Annotated in this window: 19 protein-coding genes; 5 read left to right on the plus strand and 14 right to left on the minus strand. The window is 48.4% G+C overall.

Annotated elements, in window-relative coordinates:
- Nucleotides 1-22 precede the first annotated feature (22 nt).
- The 4 genes from DCC85_RS18550 to yyaC all read right to left on the minus strand — a co-directional run bounded on the left by DCC85_RS18550 (nucleotide 23) and on the right by yyaC (nucleotide 3,582).
- Nucleotides 23-1,204 carry a class I SAM-dependent methyltransferase gene (locus tag DCC85_RS18550; protein WP_108466895.1) on the minus strand — a complete coding sequence of 394 codons (1,182 nt, stop codon included), beginning with the start codon at nucleotides 1,202-1,204 and terminating at the stop codon, nucleotides 23-25.
- A 38-nt stretch (nucleotides 1,205-1,242) separates the two neighbouring features.
- The gene (locus DCC85_RS18555) at nucleotides 1,243-1,908 is read right to left on the minus strand and encodes a DUF6483 family protein (RefSeq protein WP_108467956.1); all 666 of its coding nucleotides are present in this window, start codon (nucleotides 1,906-1,908) and stop codon (nucleotides 1,243-1,245) included.
- A 243-nt stretch (nucleotides 1,909-2,151) separates the two neighbouring features.
- Nucleotides 2,152-2,955, minus strand: coding sequence for an alpha/beta hydrolase (locus DCC85_RS18560; protein ID WP_108466896.1), 804 nt, complete (start codon nucleotides 2,953-2,955; stop codon nucleotides 2,152-2,154).
- Nucleotides 2,956-3,042: 87 nt separating this feature from the next.
- Entirely contained in the window at nucleotides 3,043-3,582 is a 540-nt protein-coding gene (gene yyaC, locus DCC85_RS18565; RefSeq protein WP_108466897.1) for a spore protease YyaC, read from the minus strand.
- Between the two features lie 123 nt (nucleotides 3,583-3,705).
- Between yyaC and DCC85_RS18570 the strand changes: the two genes are divergently transcribed.
- Nucleotides 3,706-3,933: a DUF1128 domain-containing protein gene (locus tag DCC85_RS18570; RefSeq protein ID WP_108466898.1), complete on the plus strand. Its 228-nt coding sequence runs from the start codon at nucleotides 3,706-3,708 to the stop codon at nucleotides 3,931-3,933.
- Between the two features lie 87 nt (nucleotides 3,934-4,020).
- Here the strand turns inward: DCC85_RS18570 and DCC85_RS18575 are convergent, their stop codons facing one another.
- Nucleotides 4,021-4,737 (minus strand): pirin family protein, encoded by a 717-nt coding sequence (locus DCC85_RS18575; RefSeq protein ID WP_108466899.1) that lies wholly within the window; start codon nucleotides 4,735-4,737, stop codon nucleotides 4,021-4,023.
- A 79-nt stretch (nucleotides 4,738-4,816) separates the two neighbouring features.
- The gene (locus tag DCC85_RS18580) at nucleotides 4,817-5,833 is read right to left on the minus strand and encodes an asparaginase (RefSeq protein ID WP_108466900.1); all 1,017 of its coding nucleotides are present in this window, start codon (nucleotides 5,831-5,833) and stop codon (nucleotides 4,817-4,819) included.
- A 204-nt stretch (nucleotides 5,834-6,037) separates the two neighbouring features.
- Between DCC85_RS18580 and DCC85_RS18585 the strand changes: the two genes are divergently transcribed.
- The 4 genes from DCC85_RS18585 (at nucleotide 6,038) to DCC85_RS18600 (ending at nucleotide 7,489) form a co-directional block, all read left to right on the plus strand.
- The gene (locus tag DCC85_RS18585; RefSeq protein WP_108466901.1) at nucleotides 6,038-6,295 is read left to right on the plus strand and encodes a GlsB/YeaQ/YmgE family stress response membrane protein; all 258 of its coding nucleotides are present in this window, start codon (nucleotides 6,038-6,040) and stop codon (nucleotides 6,293-6,295) included.
- Nucleotides 6,296-6,325: 30 nt separating this feature from the next.
- Complete coding sequence (locus DCC85_RS18590; RefSeq protein WP_108466902.1) at nucleotides 6,326-6,811, plus strand: YtxH domain-containing protein; 486 nt, start codon at nucleotides 6,326-6,328, stop codon at nucleotides 6,809-6,811.
- A 106-nt stretch (nucleotides 6,812-6,917) separates the two neighbouring features.
- Entirely contained in the window at nucleotides 6,918-7,238 is a 321-nt protein-coding gene (locus tag DCC85_RS18595) for a DUF5665 domain-containing protein (protein ID WP_108466903.1), read from the plus strand.
- 29 nt (nucleotides 7,239-7,267) lie between these two features.
- A complete protein-coding gene (locus tag DCC85_RS18600; protein ID WP_108466904.1) occupies nucleotides 7,268-7,489 on the plus strand; it encodes a hypothetical protein in 222 nt (73 codons plus the stop codon).
- A 60-nt stretch (nucleotides 7,490-7,549) separates the two neighbouring features.
- On the opposite strand, the gene DCC85_RS18605 is transcribed toward DCC85_RS18600, so the two are convergent.
- The 8 genes from DCC85_RS18605 to DCC85_RS18640 all read right to left on the minus strand — a co-directional run bounded on the left by DCC85_RS18605 (nucleotide 7,550) and on the right by DCC85_RS18640 (nucleotide 17,775).
- Nucleotides 7,550-8,518 carry a magnesium transporter CorA family protein gene (locus DCC85_RS18605; RefSeq protein WP_325048392.1) on the minus strand — a complete coding sequence of 323 codons (969 nt, stop codon included), beginning with the start codon at nucleotides 8,516-8,518 and terminating at the stop codon, nucleotides 7,550-7,552.
- A 98-nt stretch (nucleotides 8,519-8,616) separates the two neighbouring features.
- Nucleotides 8,617-9,390, minus strand: coding sequence for a sigma-70 family RNA polymerase sigma factor (locus tag DCC85_RS18610; RefSeq protein ID WP_108466905.1), 774 nt, complete (start codon nucleotides 9,388-9,390; stop codon nucleotides 8,617-8,619).
- Nucleotides 9,387-9,839 carry an anti-sigma B factor RsbW gene (gene rsbW / locus DCC85_RS18615; RefSeq protein WP_108466906.1) on the minus strand — a complete coding sequence of 151 codons (453 nt, stop codon included), beginning with the start codon at nucleotides 9,837-9,839 and terminating at the stop codon, nucleotides 9,387-9,389. The genes DCC85_RS18610 and rsbW overlap by 4 nt, the downstream gene beginning before the upstream one ends.
- A gap of 18 nt (nucleotides 9,840-9,857) precedes the next feature.
- On the minus strand, nucleotides 9,858-10,196 hold the full coding sequence (locus DCC85_RS18620; protein ID WP_108466907.1) for an STAS domain-containing protein: 339 nt from the start codon (nucleotides 10,194-10,196) through the stop codon (nucleotides 9,858-9,860).
- 94 nt (nucleotides 10,197-10,290) lie between these two features.
- Nucleotides 10,291-11,955, minus strand: coding sequence for a response regulator (locus tag DCC85_RS18625; RefSeq protein WP_108466908.1), 1,665 nt, complete (start codon nucleotides 11,953-11,955; stop codon nucleotides 10,291-10,293).
- A 32-nt stretch (nucleotides 11,956-11,987) separates the two neighbouring features.
- The gene (locus DCC85_RS18630; RefSeq protein ID WP_108466909.1) at nucleotides 11,988-12,857 is read right to left on the minus strand and encodes a CheR family methyltransferase; all 870 of its coding nucleotides are present in this window, start codon (nucleotides 12,855-12,857) and stop codon (nucleotides 11,988-11,990) included.
- Between the two features lie 68 nt (nucleotides 12,858-12,925).
- Nucleotides 12,926-16,609: a response regulator gene (locus DCC85_RS18635; protein ID WP_108466910.1), complete on the minus strand. Its 3,684-nt coding sequence runs from the start codon at nucleotides 16,607-16,609 to the stop codon at nucleotides 12,926-12,928.
- Entirely contained in the window at nucleotides 16,606-17,775 is a 1,170-nt protein-coding gene (locus DCC85_RS18640; RefSeq protein ID WP_108466911.1) for a PP2C family protein-serine/threonine phosphatase, read from the minus strand. The genes DCC85_RS18635 and DCC85_RS18640 overlap by 4 nt, the downstream gene beginning before the upstream one ends.
- Between the last annotated feature and the right edge of the window lie 93 nt (nucleotides 17,776-17,868).

Consider the following 17,868-nt stretch of genomic DNA (forward strand, 5'->3'; position numbering starts at 1 on the left):
AGTGTTGACCTCTCGACCTTCGTTAAACCTCTACCCCTTTCGATGGGGGAAGCAAATCAGCGCAGGCTCGCTCCAGGTATGGTGAAGCCTGAAGAAAGTCGCGAAATGCCTGATACTCTGCCCACAGCCTGTCGCGATGTTCGGATGGAGCCTTCACCGCTCGGATTAGAATATTTTTGGGCGTATGCTCCATATCAATGAACTCCAGCAGCTGTGTTTTGTAACCCATAATATCCAGCAGCTTGGCGCGAATAGCATCTGTAGCCAGCGCAGAGAAGCGCTCCTTCAGGATGCCGTGGGACAAGAGCGGCTCCATAACCGGAGCCTCAACCTGCGCGAACAGCTCATGCTGGCAGCAAGGAACGGATAAAATGACCGAAGCGTCCCAACGTACGGCTTTCTCCAGTGCAGCATCCGTCGCTGTGTCACAGGCATGCAGCGTGACTACCATATCCACCTGACTTAATTCATCATATTCGGCAATGTCCCCGACAAGAAACCGCAGATTCTTATATTCGAGCTTCTTCGCCAGCAAACTGCAGTGTTCGATCACATCCGCCTTTAGATCCAATCCGACAACATTCAGCGTTCTTCGCTGTTCTACCGACAAATAGTGATATAGAGCGAAGGTGAGATAGGACTTGCCGCAACCAAAGTCAACAATGGTCAGCGGGCGGTCCTGAGGGAGGAAAGGGATAATATCCTGAACCATCTCCAGGAACCGGTTAATCTGCTTGAATTTATCGTATCTCTTAGCATAGACCTTTCCGTCTTCGTTCATAATGCCAAGCTCAACAAGAAAGGGAACTGGGGTTCCTTCCTCCAGAATATACTGTTTTTTACGGTTATGACTGAGGGAGCCCGCCTGCTTGGTAGGGGACTTCGTTAAGATCGATACCTTGAATTTCTTACTGATCAAGATTTGATAATCCGCCTCAGGGGTGCAGATCAGGCCCTGCCGGAACGTGGTCTCGAACAGCCCGGTCAGGCGCTCTTCCGCCTCAGAGGGGCTTAAGTTCTCGTGCAGCACCTTATTCGAATAATGGAAGGCAAACTGATAATTCAGTGTCTTCTTGATTTCAACAGGCTTAATCTGAACCTTCGTATAAAGGATCTCGCCTGTTTTGCGGCGCTGACTGAGCGTCGCGGAGATCAGGCTTTCCTCTTCCGCGATTTGATGTATTAATTTCCGCAATGCTTCCATGAATGACAGCTACCTTTCTAGGGTTATTTCCTATCCTCTTATTCTTCATCGGGGGCTTCGGCACGTCGTCTAAGTTCCGCAAGCCCCTCCTCTACCTCTTCGCGTGGCAGGTTGCCCTGCTCAAGCTTCTCGTCCTCAAGATTCAGAAGTCTCTCGTAAAATGCGGTCCCTTCCCCAATTCCTGTAGTTCCGGATTTCAAAAGCCGGTACAATGAATCCTCCGCAGAATCGAAACGGCCTTCTCGCTCCTCATAGCTCATCAAAAGCTGCTCCGTCTCTACGGGAAGCTGGTATCCCTTCACAGCCGTGCGCAATTCCTGTACTTCCCGGTCAATATTCCATAATTCCCGGTCTGCTCCATGGAAGGAAGCGTACATAAATAGGTGAAGGGCCTTCATATAGCGGATCACCGCTTCATCTTCCTTGTTCTGCTCCAGGTAGATGCCTCCTTCTTCCTTCATCAGACGGGCCAGACTTTGAAGCTTGTCCGCTTCGATCTTATCCCCCATCCGAAATACTTCAATGAGGTCCTTGAGCGAGAGGGAGTTTACCAATGTTCCATTTAGTCGAAACTGTTTCTTGTATTGTTCATCCAGCTCCCACAGAGCTTCGGTATACTTCTTCTGCTGCTTTAAATTAAAGACGGTAGCGATCATATCCGTCATCTCTTCGATCATTCGCACCAAATAATCTCTTCTTAGCATATTCAACCGTCCTCTCATGCCGCGAATAAAATAAGCCGTGCCCTTACGGGAGGGCTCTTCCCGCATGAATCAAATTGTAAGTCATTTATCCCGCTATTACCAGTCTACTGCAAACTGCCTCTATTCATTATTTGTACCCGCATGGCCTTAAGCTTCTGCCGGTAAACACAGTAAGCCGCAAAGTCCCAAGAGGGTCTTTGCGGCTTATCATTCATTCCCGTCGCTTGCAGAAGTTTGGACTATTTACCTTTGCTTGCCTTCGATGACAGTACCTAAGAAATCATCAATAACCAGAATAAGCTGCTCAGGCGCCTCGTACATGCTCATATGCCCTGCACCCTTAATCACCGATTTCGTAATATTCGGTCCTTCGGCCGTAAAGGTGCGGTCCAGTGAGACAGCCCGATCACCTTCTCCGGCCACTAGTAGCACAGGAAGCTTGGTGGTGGATAGCACCTCGCGGCGGTCAGGGCGCTCTCGCATCGCCAAAGCGGCTCCTGCTGCCCCTTGCGGCGGTGTCTTGTAGCCGATCTCCCGCGCCGTATCAACCTCTCTGGCCATAGCGGCTTCATGCCCCTCAGCGAATAATCCTGGAACCAGGCCATCTACAAAGGCGGTTATCCCTTTGGCTTGGATATCGGATACCGCTTTAAGCCGCTTCTCTTTGCCTTCCTCATTATCCGGATAGGCTGTGGAGTGTATAAGACCGAATGCCTTCAGCCTAGAGCTATACCGCTCTGCATGAGAAAGGGCAATATAGCCGCCAAGAGAATGGCCTAGTACGGTATAGCTAGGAATGTCCAGCTTCTCTAGCAATTCGGCAATATCATCTGCCATTTGCTCAATCGAATATGGGCCCATCGGAGCGTCCGATGCGCCATGTCCTCTTAAGTCAGGAACAATACAGCGATATTTCTGCGAGAGTGCCGGGATTACTTTAGCCCAATAGCCCGAGCTGCCGCAGAACCCATGAAGGAGGACGAGAACCTCGCCTTGACCGCGGTCCTCATAGGCCAGGGTAATTCCATTTACCGCTTTCTTCTCCATCTATATCAACCTTCCTTCTATATAAATTATTATAATATAAGTAATTATTAAGCCAGCCAGCAGGCTTTCGAAACCTGCTGGCCTTGCCTATTTCAAGCCAAAAGCAAGAGCTGCGGCTGCGGCAATTTCGTCTGCCATATTCATCACTTTATATAATGATGTCATTTGCAAAGCCTGATAGGGCCGTGGCCCCTTTCGGTTTACCACCGCAGCTAAACTGAAATCTCCTACAAGCGGGAGCTTACCGCCTACAGATTCTGCCGGCTGCAGCGGACCTGCTCCAACCAAGTATGTTCCCACAGACGCATCGCTGCCAAGGCAGGCATCCACCGCTATAATCACCTGATGCTCCGGGATGCTTAACAGCTTCTCCCCAAGGGTATCCGCATCACAAGGATCCGGCAGAGTTCCAACCACAGATGGAAAGCCTAGACCTGCAAGCCTGCTGCCTGTCAGCGGACCTAAGGCATCCCCGGTCGAACGATCCGTTCCGATACAGACGAACGTGACCTGCTCTCTGGAGTGCTTAGCTGAAATCTCCTGAAAGAAGCTTTCCAGCATCGGCGGCGTAACCCGCCGTCTAAGGACAGGCCTATCTCCTGCGGTAAGCTCCTCTTTGGCCTGCATGTTCACACCCCCTTCATCTCCCTCGATTGTACCCGATTCCTGTAAAGATCACAAAAAAGGTGTGACACGTTAGGTCCCGTGGTACAATACGGATGATCCTCTTGTACAGAAAGGACGGGTACCATGGATTTGACCCAAAAAACACAAGAAAATGTAGAGTTCATGATTGATGCCATCAAGAACAAATTAAGAATGGCCACCGGAGCAGCCATGCAAGCGTCTGCCTTCTCCGTCGACCGCTATGACGATATTCATGAAGTATATGAAATCGTGATGAGTAAGGAACGGCTCAGTATTTCAGAGGTTGAAGCGCTAGCCTCAGAGCTTGGGCAGCTGAGAAATACCAACTAAATCTCCTTTTTAATCCTGTCTATAAGCAAAGACCCTAAAGCTGCGGCTAAGCCGGCTTTAGGGTCTTTGCTGTATGAATATATATAGTTACGGAAGCTCGATGATCATCATTCGAGCTGGCTGATCCGGGCTCATGCCGGTGATCCGGACGCCCCCCGCATCTTGAATACGCACAGCGTCTCCCTCTTCAAGCATGTAGCTTTCCCCGTCACATTGTATCTCTGCAGCCCCGCCAGTCAAATAAATATAGATTCTCTTATCGCTAGAGGACAGCTCCACTGTACTTGCTTTATCTAGTTCAGGCAAGTACATGCTGAACGGATAAAGTCCCTCTTCTGGCCGGTGCCGCTCTTCTGGCACAACTGCAGTTAACCGGTTCATCTGCTCTTCCTGTTGCAGCTTCATCACGCTGCTGCTTGGTTGTTCACCAGACTTTGCCGGGAGAAACCACAGCTGAATATAGCGGACAGACTCTGACTTTGATGCATTGCTATAGCTGACGTCAATTCCAGTACCTGCGTGCTGAACGTCGATCTCGCCTTCAGCGATCTTTCTATAGCCTAAGCCATCCTTTTCCTCGATGAGCAGCGTCCCGCTTAGCACAATACTAACCACAATCAAATCATGAACATGCTGCTGTTTGCCTGTATATCCAGCAGGCAAGGAATAATCATTATGAACGAGCAGACAGCCAAAGTGCTCATTCCCCAAATCCTGATACTCCGCGAAAGAGAAGCTGAGCTGGCTTACAGCCCCTTGATGATCTAACGTGTGCCTCTCTTCCGATGTTCTCACCACAATCATGATGATCCCTCCATATTGTACGCTGTTAGTGTACTAATACCCGTCTGGAAGGGTCCTAATCATGACAGCTGAAGGGGATTTAATTGTTTTCATGTGCGGTTTCAAGCTGGAATACAGCTTCAGCATGCCCCACTTCCAACCCTGCATCATTAGTAATTTGATGAGGAAAGGCTTGTTTTAACCGTTCCAGCGTCTCTGTCTGATCATAACCTAGCTGCTCTAAAATGGATCGCACAACCCATCCCCATTCTTCCTCGGAACCATCCTCTATTTTGAAGCAGATGCCGATGCGCTCTTTGCGAAGCGCAAAGCAGTAAATACCTTTAAAACCGCACTTAGCGATGATATTCGAATCCTTCATGAGCACAGAATCCACTCGCCCGGTGCCTCCGACCCACTCTGGATATTGACTCATGGCTGAGGTGATGCGTAATACAGCAGTTCGAGTCGCCTCATCCTCAATGAGGTCAGGACAAGCCAGCTTCATATAGGCCGTTGCTAAGGCAGAGATGGGTACGGCGAACACAGGAAAGCCGCAGCCATCTGTACCTCTGCCAATCTGCTGCGGCGCAACTCCTGTAAAGCTGGAGAATGTATCTAAAATTTCGCGTTGCACCGGGTGGCTTGGATCTGCATAGGTATCCATAGGATAACCCATCATTTTGCTGTATGCCAATACACCCAGATGCTTGCCTGAGCAATTGTGATACAGCCGCCGCTCATGCCCTCCGCTGCGCAGAAGTTCTTCTTTGGCCGATGGATCCAGGGGGTAGCTCGGTGCGCAAACCAAGCTTTGCTCTGCAAGCCCAGCATCCTTGGCTAGCGTCTCAAGGGTATCTATATGAATATGCTCCGAACGATGAGAAGCTGTCATCACTGCAATCTCGCGTTCATTCAGCCCATAATGCTCGGCAATACCTGCACGTATTCCCGGAATGGCCTGGAAGGGCTTCGCCGCGGAACGCGTAAAGCTGACATAGTGGGGATCTCCCGCAAAATGGGTGACCTTCCCTCGGTCATTTACAATACTAATATGGCCGCGATGCACACATTCTACAATATCGGCGCGGTATTCTTTAACTAAGATAGCATCCATTTTACTTTCTCCCCTTCCCTAACCCTTAAATTATAGTACAAACCCTCCTTACAGGACACCCCTTGCATGTGCTGGCCTCATCTCATTCTTCCTCATCTCTTCAGCTTATGATTGTTTCACCACAGTGCTTCACGTTTATATACGAAGTAAGCAACGCTATAAGGACTAAGGACCTGAAGGGAAATAGACCAAGGAGGCGACCTTATGTGGGGAATCATCATCAGTATATTGATGGCAGCAATCATCGGTATCATCGGTGAAGCACTTGCCGGCCATGATATACCGGGAGGTGCCTTGGCATCCATCATCGCTGGATTTGCAGGTGCCTGGACGGGTGCATGGTTATTCGGTAATGTAGGACCTGTCATCGGTCAATTCGCGGTCATTCCCGCCATTATAGGGGCAGCCCTGTTCGTGTTCATCCTTGGTCTAATCTCCAGAGTGTTTGCGCGGGCCTTGTAAATCATAAATTCTAATAAAGGAGTGATCCGTATGAATCAAGCAGAAAAGGATTATCCAGTACAAACCGGCTCCACTTTTGTTAAAGGTGCTCTGATCGGAGGACTGATTGGTGCAGCGGCAGCTCTTCTGTTTGCTCCAAAGCCTGGCCGTGAACTTCGCAGCGATCTTTCGGACAAGCTAAGCACTGTAGCCGATAAATCCAAAGAGGTATGCGCATCGGTAAGCGATAAAGCGGTTAACCTCTATCAGAACGTAGCCGACAAGACCAGCAGCCTGGCTCAAACCGTTGGTACCAGCGCAGGGAATGTTATTTCCAGCGTCAAGGAGGCTTCTGCCGATGTATCCCAAGAGGTGAAGAAAGCTTCTGCCGATGTTACTGACGAAGCAATGAAGACAGAGGCAGATATGGCTAAGGACGTAAAGAACACAGCCGAAGATGCGGCCAAAGACGTGAAGAAGGCTTCTGAAGATGCTGCCAAGGAGGTTCACAACAAGACGAATTCTTCCACTTATTAAGGCGAGGGAGCACCCCTTGAACAAGCCAGCTGGGGAGCAGCTGGCTTTTTTCATACCACAAGTCAAATCACCATCAGCACCTTAAGGAGAAAGCGAGGAACCTTCTATGGCTAAGGTTTACGACACCAAAGATCATCCGTTCGAGCTTCGTCATGAGGTGAAGAGATTAAATACAAGGCTGGATGACATCGCCACTGCGCTCGAGAAATCAGATTTCAAGGATATTATCGAGAACTATACAAATCCTAAGAAGCGGATTATCACCAATTTTACCGCAGGCCTGTCCAGAGGATTAGGTCTTACGGTAGGTACAGCCATTGTGCTCGCCCTGCTGGGCTGGATCATTAGCTGGTTCGTTGACCTTCCGCTGATTGGCCAATATATCGGTGACCTGCAGAATTATATTGATTCTTATAAGCAACACTAATTGTTCCCCCAAGAAGAGGAGGCATATTCATGAAGCGTGATCCCGAGAATGAGCAGGAGAACTATGTTGAACACCAAATCGAAGAGGTTCAAAAAGGACGATTTGCGAAGCACAAAGATATTGCCAAAGCTGAGAACGGATCTATGGTCAACGATCTCGAGGATATGAAGATTCTTGGCGATGACATGAACGAAATGAATACCAATGAGGAAGATGAGCAAAAAGGACTCCGACCTGATCCAGAACAATAGCTCCTATCCTGAATCAAGCCTGAGCCCTGGGGGAGGGTACAGGCTTTTATTTATATCTTTCTACCTCTGATTTTGACGCTTTCGCCGGGTGAATTTCAGCAAATCTCCCGTCCAGCCCCGGCTCCACATCAGTAGGTATAACCCTAAAGTAAATCCCAAGGTGATACCCATAATAAGAACAAACCCCCATGTACCTTGATGAATCCAAGGCAAATAATCAAAGTTCATTCCCCAAATTGCTCCAATCACCGTAGCTGGAGTAAAGATCGCCGTGATAATCGTCAGGGTCTTCATAATTTCATTCCCCCGCACCCCGGATACCGCATCATCAATCATGATAAGTGTATCAATCTCCTTCTCATAATGGGAAAACAGCGTCTCCATCCGTTCTGCCCGGTAATAAAATCGCTTAAAGTAGATGCTCTTATCCAGCTCTTCCATATAAGCTTCCCTAGCTCCCGTAATAAGCTCCAGGTAAGGAATGAAGAGATTGCTCCAGAATAGAAGCTCAAAGCGGGCCTCCATGATCTGTTCCATGATATTCTTCTCATTGCGCTCACGCATTAACTCTTCTACCTCTCTAAGATTCAGTTCAAATCGGTCGAGTCCGGTATGGAAATAATGAAGAATCGTACGGCAGAGCACAAACATGCCATCTATCGGCAGCTGGCAATTCGCCAGCATATCAAGTCGTTCCCTTGAGTTCATGATGAACCGGGTATGGTCATCCAGATTAAGTGTAATCAAGAGCTTACGGCTCACAAAGAAATGGAACTGCTCACATTCTGCACTATCATTAATCTTTTCCTTAATAGAATAAAGAAGGGAACCAAAAATCTGCGGATTGTCATGTCCTGGAAAGCGAACCGACAAATAATTGGTTTCAATCGTGGTGATATCACGAATCCATTCTTCTGTCTCCGGATAGGTCTCGATCAGTTCCCTGATCTTCGGGTCATCCCAGCTGGGGGCCTTAAGATCGACCCAAGTCCAGCCTTGCTCCATATTCCATACTCGATTCTGACCCAAGCCCTCCATGCCTTCTAACGCCCCTCTATAATAAATTTAAAAAGAACACGCCAAGGTTCAAAATCACTGGCGTGTTCTATATACATCCACATCTTGGTTCATAATGAACCCGAATTGGACATAATTTGTTTCAGCTTCTCTGTGGCTCGCTTCTGAATCCGGGATACACTCATTTGAGAGACGCCAAGCTTCTGAGCGATGGCCCGCTGGGATTGGCCTTCCTGGAAGGCCAGCAGCAGAACCTTCTGCTCCTGTTCCTTCAGCTGGCTGAGCGCCTGCTGGAGGTCCATCCGCTTCTCCACTGTATCGTAATCGTTTGCATCCGAGCTGATCAGCTCACCGAGCGTGGCTGCACTCTCCTCTTGGGATAACGGCGAATCCAGGGAAACGTAATGGTAGCATTCTCTTCCTGCGAGCACCTCAACCGTCTCTTCAACAGACAAATCCAGGAATTCGGCGATCTCCTTCACGTCCGGAGAGCGCTCCAGCTTGACCGTAAGCTCATCAATGGCCTGCTGGACAAGCGCCCCTTTCTCTTTAATTCTTCTAGGAACCTGTATGTACCAGGATTTATCCCGTAGAAAATTCTTCATGTGCCCGATCATGCTCTTCATAGCATAAGGCTCAAATGGAATACCTAGCTCGATATCATACTGCTGAAGCAGGCGGATCAGCGCCATTTGGCCGACCTGGTACAGATCCTCATACAAGTCGGGGCGGTTACGTGCGATCTTCCCTGCTGCCATCTTCACCATAGGCTCGTACTTCTGAATCAGAACGGTGGCGATTTCGTTATCCTTTGTCTGCTGGTATTCCCAGATCAGACCTACTGCTTCATTCATAGACTCGGGGGGAGTCATTCTATCGGTCATACCGTCTCCTCGCTTCGAGCGAGTCTTCGAGTCAGAACCACCTTGGTTCCCTTACCTGCCTCGCTTTCGACACTTACATCATCCATAAGTGCCTGCATAAGATAGAATCCGAGACCGCCGATCTGAGCTTCGCTGATCTCCTTGTCATGGAGCGTTGCCGCATCGCTCTTACCGCTATACGATTCAAAGCTCTCCCCTTCATCTTTGACCGTAATGGACAATTCGCTTGGCCCTACTTCAAATAAAATTTCCATCGAGCCCTCTTGTTGGTTATAAGCATAAAGAACGGCATTGTTACAGGCTTCCGATACAGCAACCTTCATATCCTCTATATCCTCATAGGAGAAGCCCATCTTAGAAGCAATTCCGTATAAATTAAGTCGGACAATATCGACATACTCCGCAGTGGCCGGCAAATTAAGTATTACTCTTTGAACTTCCTCTTTCATTCTTTCTTCGATCCTTTCCTATTGGGAATTCTCCTGTGAGGCAAAAAACTTCGAAATGCCCGTCATCTCAAACAGCTTCTGGATTTGATCCGGTACTTCTCGGACATAAAATTGAGCGTTCATGCCGTGCCTTACCTTTAGAATGGACAACAAGATGCCGATCCCTGTACTGTCTATATACTTCAAGTCCTTTAGATTGATAATTAAATCCAAGTTGCCATCTCCTACAAGCGGCTCCATCACCTGACGAAAATCAGGAGCAACGGATAGATCCAATTCACCGTTCAAAAATACAGTGCACGCTCCATCCTGCATCTGAGTTGTAGCGCTAAACTTCTCATTCTTATTTGTATTCATAGACATTCTCTCCTGAATTGTGGTTTCTCTACCTAATAACCCTCTATCGGCTTAACTGAAACAAAAAAAGACTGTAAGTATCTGGATACTAGATTCAATTGGTTCTCTCCAGCTTCTCTTCTCCACGGAGGGATACCACGGAATATTTGGCCAAAATATGCTTGATACTGCCCAATTTGAGCGGCTTGCTAATATAATCATTCATACCGGCTTCCAGACAACGGCTCTGCACTCCATCCATCACATTTGCAGTCATCGCAATGATGACCGGTTGGAGCTCTCTTGGCTGACGGGACCGGATTATCCTTGTAGCCTCCAGACCGTCCATAACAGGCATGTGAATATCCATAAATATAAAATTATACTTCTTGCCGCTTAGGGCCATGCGGACAGCCTGATCTCCATCTTCCGCGACATCTGCCTCATACCCAAGCTTATGGAACATACTAGCCATAATCTTCTGATTGATCGGATGATCATCGACGACCAGCATACATCCCTTGGCATCAACCTGGAGGGCCGAAGACTGACCTTCAGCAGGGGCGTTAAGCAGACCCGTCCCGTCCTCACATCTGCGAACCTCAATCGTAAAGCTGAAGGTAGCACCTTTCTCCTCAATCGCCTCAACCCAAATATCTCCGCCCATCATTTGCACAAGACTCCGGCATATCGCGAGTCCGAGTCCGGTTCCGCCATATTTCCGCGTCATGGAAGAATCCAGCTGTGAAAAAGGCTTGAACAGCCGATCTGCCTTCTCTTGCGAGATGCCAATGCCGGTATCCTTCACCGTAAATTCCAGCACAATGCGATGATCCTCCTGCTGCTTGGGCAGCACTACAACATAAATCCCGCCTTGGTCTGTAAACTTAATAGAGTTGGAAATCAGATTAATCAAAACCTGCCGCAGTCTTCCCATATCCCCGTACAGAACGGAAGGCACAGCATCATCTATGAAATAAACGAGCTCTAAGTCTTTGCGGCTCGCATCCATCGAGAACAAGTCGAACACTTCCTGGACGCCGGCCCTCAGTTCAAACGGGGTCTCCTCCAGCTCCATTTTCCCGGATTCCATCTTCGTGAAATCCAGAATATCGTTAATCACTGTAACCAGAGTGTCCGCACTTTTGCGGATAATCTCGGCATATTCCTGCTGCTCTTCTTGAAGCTCTGTCTCCATGAGAAGATCGATCATGCCGATTACCCCGTTCATTGGCGTGCGGATTTCATGACTCATCATTGCCAGAAACTCTGTCTTGGCCTTAGCGGCAATCTCTGCCGCTTCCTTGGCCTGAAGCAGCTCCCGGTTCGTTTGCTCCAGCTCCTGCGTTTTTTGATGCAGCAGCAAGGTCTGAGTTTTCAGCTTCTTATTGGCCAAATACATGCTGACAAACCCTTCAATCTTAGATTTCAAAATCTGAGGAATGAACGGCTTGACCATATAATCGATAGCGCCTGCCGAGTATCCCGCAAAAAGATGCTCTGCCTGCTTGCTGTTTGCAGAAATAAAAATAATAGGAATATCCTTGGTCTTATCCCTAGCCTTAATTAGCTTTGCCGTCTCGATACCGTCCATTCCCGGCATCTGAACGTCAAGAACAATGACCGCAAATTCATCCTTTAACAAACATCGAAGCGCCTCTTCACCCGAAGTCGCCTTAACCAAGCTATACTGCTCGCTGTCGAGAACAGCCTCCAATGCGAGCAAATTCTCAGGGCGATCATCTACCAACAAGATATGAATCGGTTCCTCTACCCCCATAGGATCCTCCTAAACTATCACGTTTCGCTCAATCATTTGATCTTACGGTAAATTTTCTCGACCCGGTCCAAAGACTCGTAACAGCCCGAATAATCTGTGAAGTGAATGGATTCCTTTGCACCGAGTACCAATACGCCGAAATGGCTCAGGCTTTCATGAAACAATTGATGCACTCGATTCCGAAGCGAGTCATTGAAATATATCATCACATTTCGGCAAAATATGACATTGAATTCATTAAACGAACGATCTGTCGCCAAATTATGCTCCGCAAAAATAATATTTTTACGAAGGTAGGGCTGGAAAATCACTGAATTGTATTTAGCCGTATAATATTCCGAGAAGGAACGGGTCCCTCCCGCCTCGATATAATTTTTGGTATACAGCTTCATTTTCTGAATGCCGTATATCCCTTCCTTGGCTTGCTCCAGTGAGAGATCGTTCATATCGGTGGCGTAAATGCGCGCCTTATCATAAAGACCCTCTTCATGCAGAAGGATTGCCATCGAATAAACTTCTTCACCTGTCGAGCAGCCGGCATGCCAAATCCGTATATATGGATACGTCCTTAGAATCGGAACCACCTTCTCTCGGAAGGTGCGAAACAGCTGAGGATCCCGAAACATTTCCGTTACAGGAATCGACAGGTTTCGCACGAGCCGACCAAAGCAGTCACGGTCATGGAGGACCCGTTCCTGAAGGCCGGAAATGCTTCGCAGATTCTCCGCGTGTACCGAATGCCATATTCTTCTTCTAAGAGACGGAAGAGCGTAATTTCGAAAATCATAACCATAAAGCCGGTGGATTCCTTCCAGCAGCAGTTCAATCTCGATGTTCTCTCGTTCCTCTTCATTGCCAGCCGGGATATCCGCATCCAAATCAGAGTATTCGTCTGATATCATAGTCTAACCCCAATTCTTAATTACTTTCTATTACATGCACCTTATACTACATTACCCCGATTCATGGATTACGAATACAGCCAGACACGCATTAAGGATAAGAGCTGATCCGTCTGAATCGGTTTTTTCATATAATCTGAGGCTCCGGCTTCAATACATTTCACGCGGTCTTCTTTCATCGCTTTGGCTGTAAGTGCAATAATAGGCAGCTTCTCGAACTCAGGAATTTGGCGAATGCGGCGCATCGCCTCATACCCGTCCATCTCAGGCATCATCATATCCATAAGCACGAGATCGAAATCCCCATGTTCCTCGATCAGCTCAATAGCCTCTCTGCCATTCTCCGCAAATACCACCTCCATGCGGTATCCTTCCAAGACACTGGATAGAGCAAATACGTTACGTACGTCGTCATCCACAAGCAGAATCTTCTTGTTCTCGAACAAAGTCTCCTTATTATGCAGTTGACGGAGAATTTGACGTTTATCCTCTGGCAGATCGGCCTCTACCCGGTGCAGGAACAAGGTGGTCTCATCCAGCAGGCGTTCTGGAGATTTTACATCTTTAATAATGATAGACTCCGCATACTTGCGCAGGCGTGTCTCTTCCTTGCTGTCCAGCTCTTTACCTGTGTAAATGATGATCGGCAGATCATTCAAATCTTCATCATCCCGAATTTGATCAAGCAGGTCAAAACCGGTCATGTCTGTAAGCATCAAGTCCAGCACCATGCAATCATAGTGCTGCTCGCGAAGCTCGGTCAGCGCCTCTCGCCCCGTAGCGACCGCCTTAATGACTACATCATCATGCCCGATCAGTTCTATAATGGCATTGCTTTGTATTTCGTCATCCTCTACCACAAGCAGATGCTTTAAGCTCTTCTCCATATAAGACTCTATGTGGGAGAAGGCGTCCTCTAAGCTTTCCGTGGAGGATGGCTTCTTCAGGTAAGCGATCGCCCCCATCATGAGTCCCTGCTTAATATCATCAACAACGGAGATGACATGAACAGGAATGTGCCGGGTCTCTGCACTGCTCTTCAGCTCATTCAGAATCGACCAGCCGTCGATAACAGGAAGCTGAATATCCAGAATAATAGCATCTGGCAAGTAGTTGCGGGCCATATGCAGACCCACATCCCCCTGCAAGGCAACGAGAACCTTGAAGCCGTGCTCGCGGGCCATATCAAGAAGAATCTGGGCGAAATGCACATCGTCTTCAACCACCAGCAGCACCCGGTCATTCGGACCGATCGCCTCGCGGTCATCCTCAAATGGCTGTGCCGTTTGGATCGCTGGCTGAGCCTGCTTCGGCTGCGGAGCGGAAAGGGTGTTAGCCGGAGCAGTATGATTCTCCCTGCTATCCAGATCAGCCGACGCCGCGCTGGCCTCCTCGTGAACCATGAAGAGACGGGAGGAAGTGACCTTCGGCAGATACATCGTAAAGGTGCTTCCCTCGCCTTCTTTCGTCTCAAGTCCAATACCACCGCCAAGCAGCGAAGCCAGCCCGCGGCTGATCGATAGCCCTAGTCCGGTGCCGCCGTACTTCCGGCTGGTCGTTCCATCCACTTGCTGGAACGCCTCAAAGATCAGATCCGTCTTATCCTGCGGTATGCCTATACCGGTATCCTTAACGGACAGGGCCAGGTATTCCTGGTCCGGATCGAGATAGCCGGGGATTTCATCCGGTGCAGCTTCTGATATGGCAAAGGTAACCGAGCCCTCGCCCGTAAATTTGAAGGCATTTGACAATAGATTGCGAAGCACCTGCTTCACGCGGTGCCCGTCAGTCATAATCCGTTCGGGAACTCCCGGCTCGGTCACCACCTGCAGAGCGATATTCCGCTTCTGGGCGACAGGGCCAAAGTTCTGCTGTACGAATTTCTCCAATTCCTTCATGCTGACATATTCACGGTTGATCTCCATCTTGCCTGCGTCCACTTTGGACAGATCCAGGATCTCATCGATCATCTTAAGCAAGTCTGCACCTGAATTATAAATCGTCTGTGCATATTCCATCTGTTTCTGCGTCAGATTATGCTCCTTGTTCTCCGACAGCAGCTGCGACAGAATGAGCAAGCTGTTCAGCGGGGTGCGAAGCTCATGCGACATATTGGCCAGAAATTCAGACTTGTATTTGCTCGTAATGCTCAGCTGCATCGCCTGCTGCTCCAGCTGATTCTTCGTCTTCTCGATCTCCTGGTTCTTCTCCTCAACCTCTTGAACCTGCTCTTCAAGAGCCCGTGTCTTGGCGATCAGCTCGGTATTAAAGTGCTCCAACTCCTCCTGCTGGCGCTGCAGCAAATCCTCGGAACGCTTGAGAGCTTCAGCCTGCTGCTCCAGGTTTTCATTCGAACGCCGCAGCTCCTCCTGTTGAGTCTGAAGTTCCTCTGATTGTACCTGCAGCTCCTCAGTGAGCGCTTGTGATTCTCGAAGCAGCTCCTCTACGCGTAGTCTTCGTCTGATATTGTTAAGAATAATGCCGAGGCTATTGCTAAGCTCTGCCAGAAGCTTCTCCTGAAGTGGAGAGAAGTCCAGGAAGTTAGCCACCTCAATCACACCCAGCACCTCATCTTCAAAGATCACCGGGTAAATCATCACCGCCGCTGGAGAAGCGTCACCAAGGCCTGATTTGATGGACAAATAATTATCCGGTACATTGCGAAGCGTCACCGGAGTCTTATCCAAGGCTACCTGACCGACCAGGCCTTCTCCCAGCTTAAACTTCTGTCTTGGCTGGGAATCCTCATCCAGTGCATAAGCCCCCGCCAAATGGACCTCATTCGGGCTCTTCTCTTCGTCGTGAATATACAGCGCCCCGAATCTCCCGCCCAGGACAGGGGTAAATTCGTTGACAAACATTTGAGACACTTGCTCCATAGAGCTTACCCCATGGAACAAATCGGTAATCTTGGCCAGGTTGGAGCTGATCCAGGTCTGATCCTTCTGGGCCTGATTGAACTTCTTCTCCACTTCCTGCTTCTCTTCAAGGTCTTCCGACATTTCTTGAAATACCTTGGCGATCGTTCCGATCTCATCTTTGCTGCTAATTTTGATCCGCCGGATCGCCTTGAGCTTCCCTTTACCGAAGCTATTGATCATCATAGATACGGTGTTCAGTCCGCGGCTTATGCTTGGCAGCACCCACAGCATGACAGCCAGGCCAAGCAGCAGCCCTGCCACCATAATGCCGACTGTCACTTGCAGTGACTGCTGATAAGCCGCGTTCGCATCGTTAATTTCCTGATCAATCTCCAAATCCTGATAGCTCGATAGCGAGTTAAGGCTAGATAAGATTTCATTCTGCGCTGGAATCCCTACCGAGTTCCGATAGGCATTAGCTGAGCCTGTTCCACCCTGCTTGAGCAGGACAAAGGTTCTGTCCAGAAAGGCGGTGTAATTATCCCATGATTTTTGCACCTGGTTCAGAATGGTCTTCTCATCCACATTTAGCGTGTACCCATTCATTTTGGCCAAATACTTGTCCGCATTTTCTCTATATTTTCTAATCCGTGCCTCACTATCTTCTACAGTTACCTCAGAATTCAAAAGCGTGTTCGCCATTTCCTTGGTAATCTCATTAACCTGTCCTCGAATATCACCGGAGCTTCTCACCTTTAGATAACGTTGATGATATATCTTGTCCATCTGGTCATTCATATAACTCATGCGGTCATAGCCGATAAATGTCAGCACCAGCAATATAAGCATCATCGTACTAAAGCCAATCAGCAGCTTGCTCTTAATATTCATTCCCTATACGCTCCTTCTCCCAGCGATATCCAGACCAGGCACTTATCATCTTCCCGTTCCGCTTGTATATCGTCATCGAAGAAGAGATGCTGCATCCGTTCAAGATCCATAACATGACTATCTTTCAATTGTTCTGTCAAAAAATGAAGCTGAGCGTCCTGATCTCCTTCTACAGCTTCGAGCAAGCCATCCGTATAAAGAACGATATGACCGTCCCCTTCATAGGTTAGTGTTCTAGGCGTTGCTTCAATTTTGTCAAATAGGCCTACCGGTGCACATACCGTATCTAAATGTTCAATCCGGCCATCCGCATGATAGAACAAGCCGGGAGGATGGCCTGCATTAACATAATCAATCCGCTTGTATCGGGTGTCCACCACCAGATAAATGGCCGTAAAATAATATTGAACGAGCTGGCTGTCTATATGAAGCTGATTAAACCGCCGATTCAGCTCCTGAATTACCTTCTCTGGATCTACGTAAGTACTTACCGTATCCTTCAGCACCGATGCAATGAACATACAGAACAGCGAAGAGGAAATTCCGTGGCCCATCATATCGAGTAAAATAACACCATACCTGCCCTCTCCCAGCGAGTACCAGGCATATAAATCGCCTGCCAGCTCATAAGAAGGCTTGTACAACGCATTCACCGAGAAATTTGCCGCCTCAATAGGCTGGCTAAGAACAGCGTTCTGCACTAATGCCGCCAGCTTAAGCTCCTCCTGAATTCGCTGATCGCGCTCCTTATGCCAGTCTTTCTCCTGCTTTAGGCGCAGCGCCAGACGAATTCTGGCCATAAGCTCGACTTTGTTGATCGGCTTGGTTACATAATCAACAGCCCCTGCATCCAAGGCCTCTGCAAGCTTCTTCGAATCGCCGACGGCTGTGACCATAATGATCGGAATATCCTTCAAGTGCTGATAATTCTGAATGATTCTGCAGGCCTCAATGCCATCCATCTCCGGCATCATCATGTCAAGGAGAATGAGGTCGATATGAACAGGACCCCGTGCAGGCGCCTCTTGGCCCTGCTCAATTCCAAGCTCCCGAAGCATTTCAAAAGCTGAGGATACCGAAACGGTATTCCGGTAGTTCTCTTTCTTTAAAATTTCACGAATAATAATGATATTAGTGGGATTGTCATCAACGATTAATATTCTCATAGTCTCTCCTTTACCGAAAAGCAAGGTCGCACACTATTATTCTTCTACTATATCATCGAACAACCATACACTATGAATGCAATGATTGCTATA

Source organism: Paenibacillus sp. CAA11, from assembly GCF_003060825.1.
Taxonomy (GTDB): domain Bacteria; phylum Bacillota; class Bacilli; order Paenibacillales; family Paenibacillaceae; genus Fontibacillus.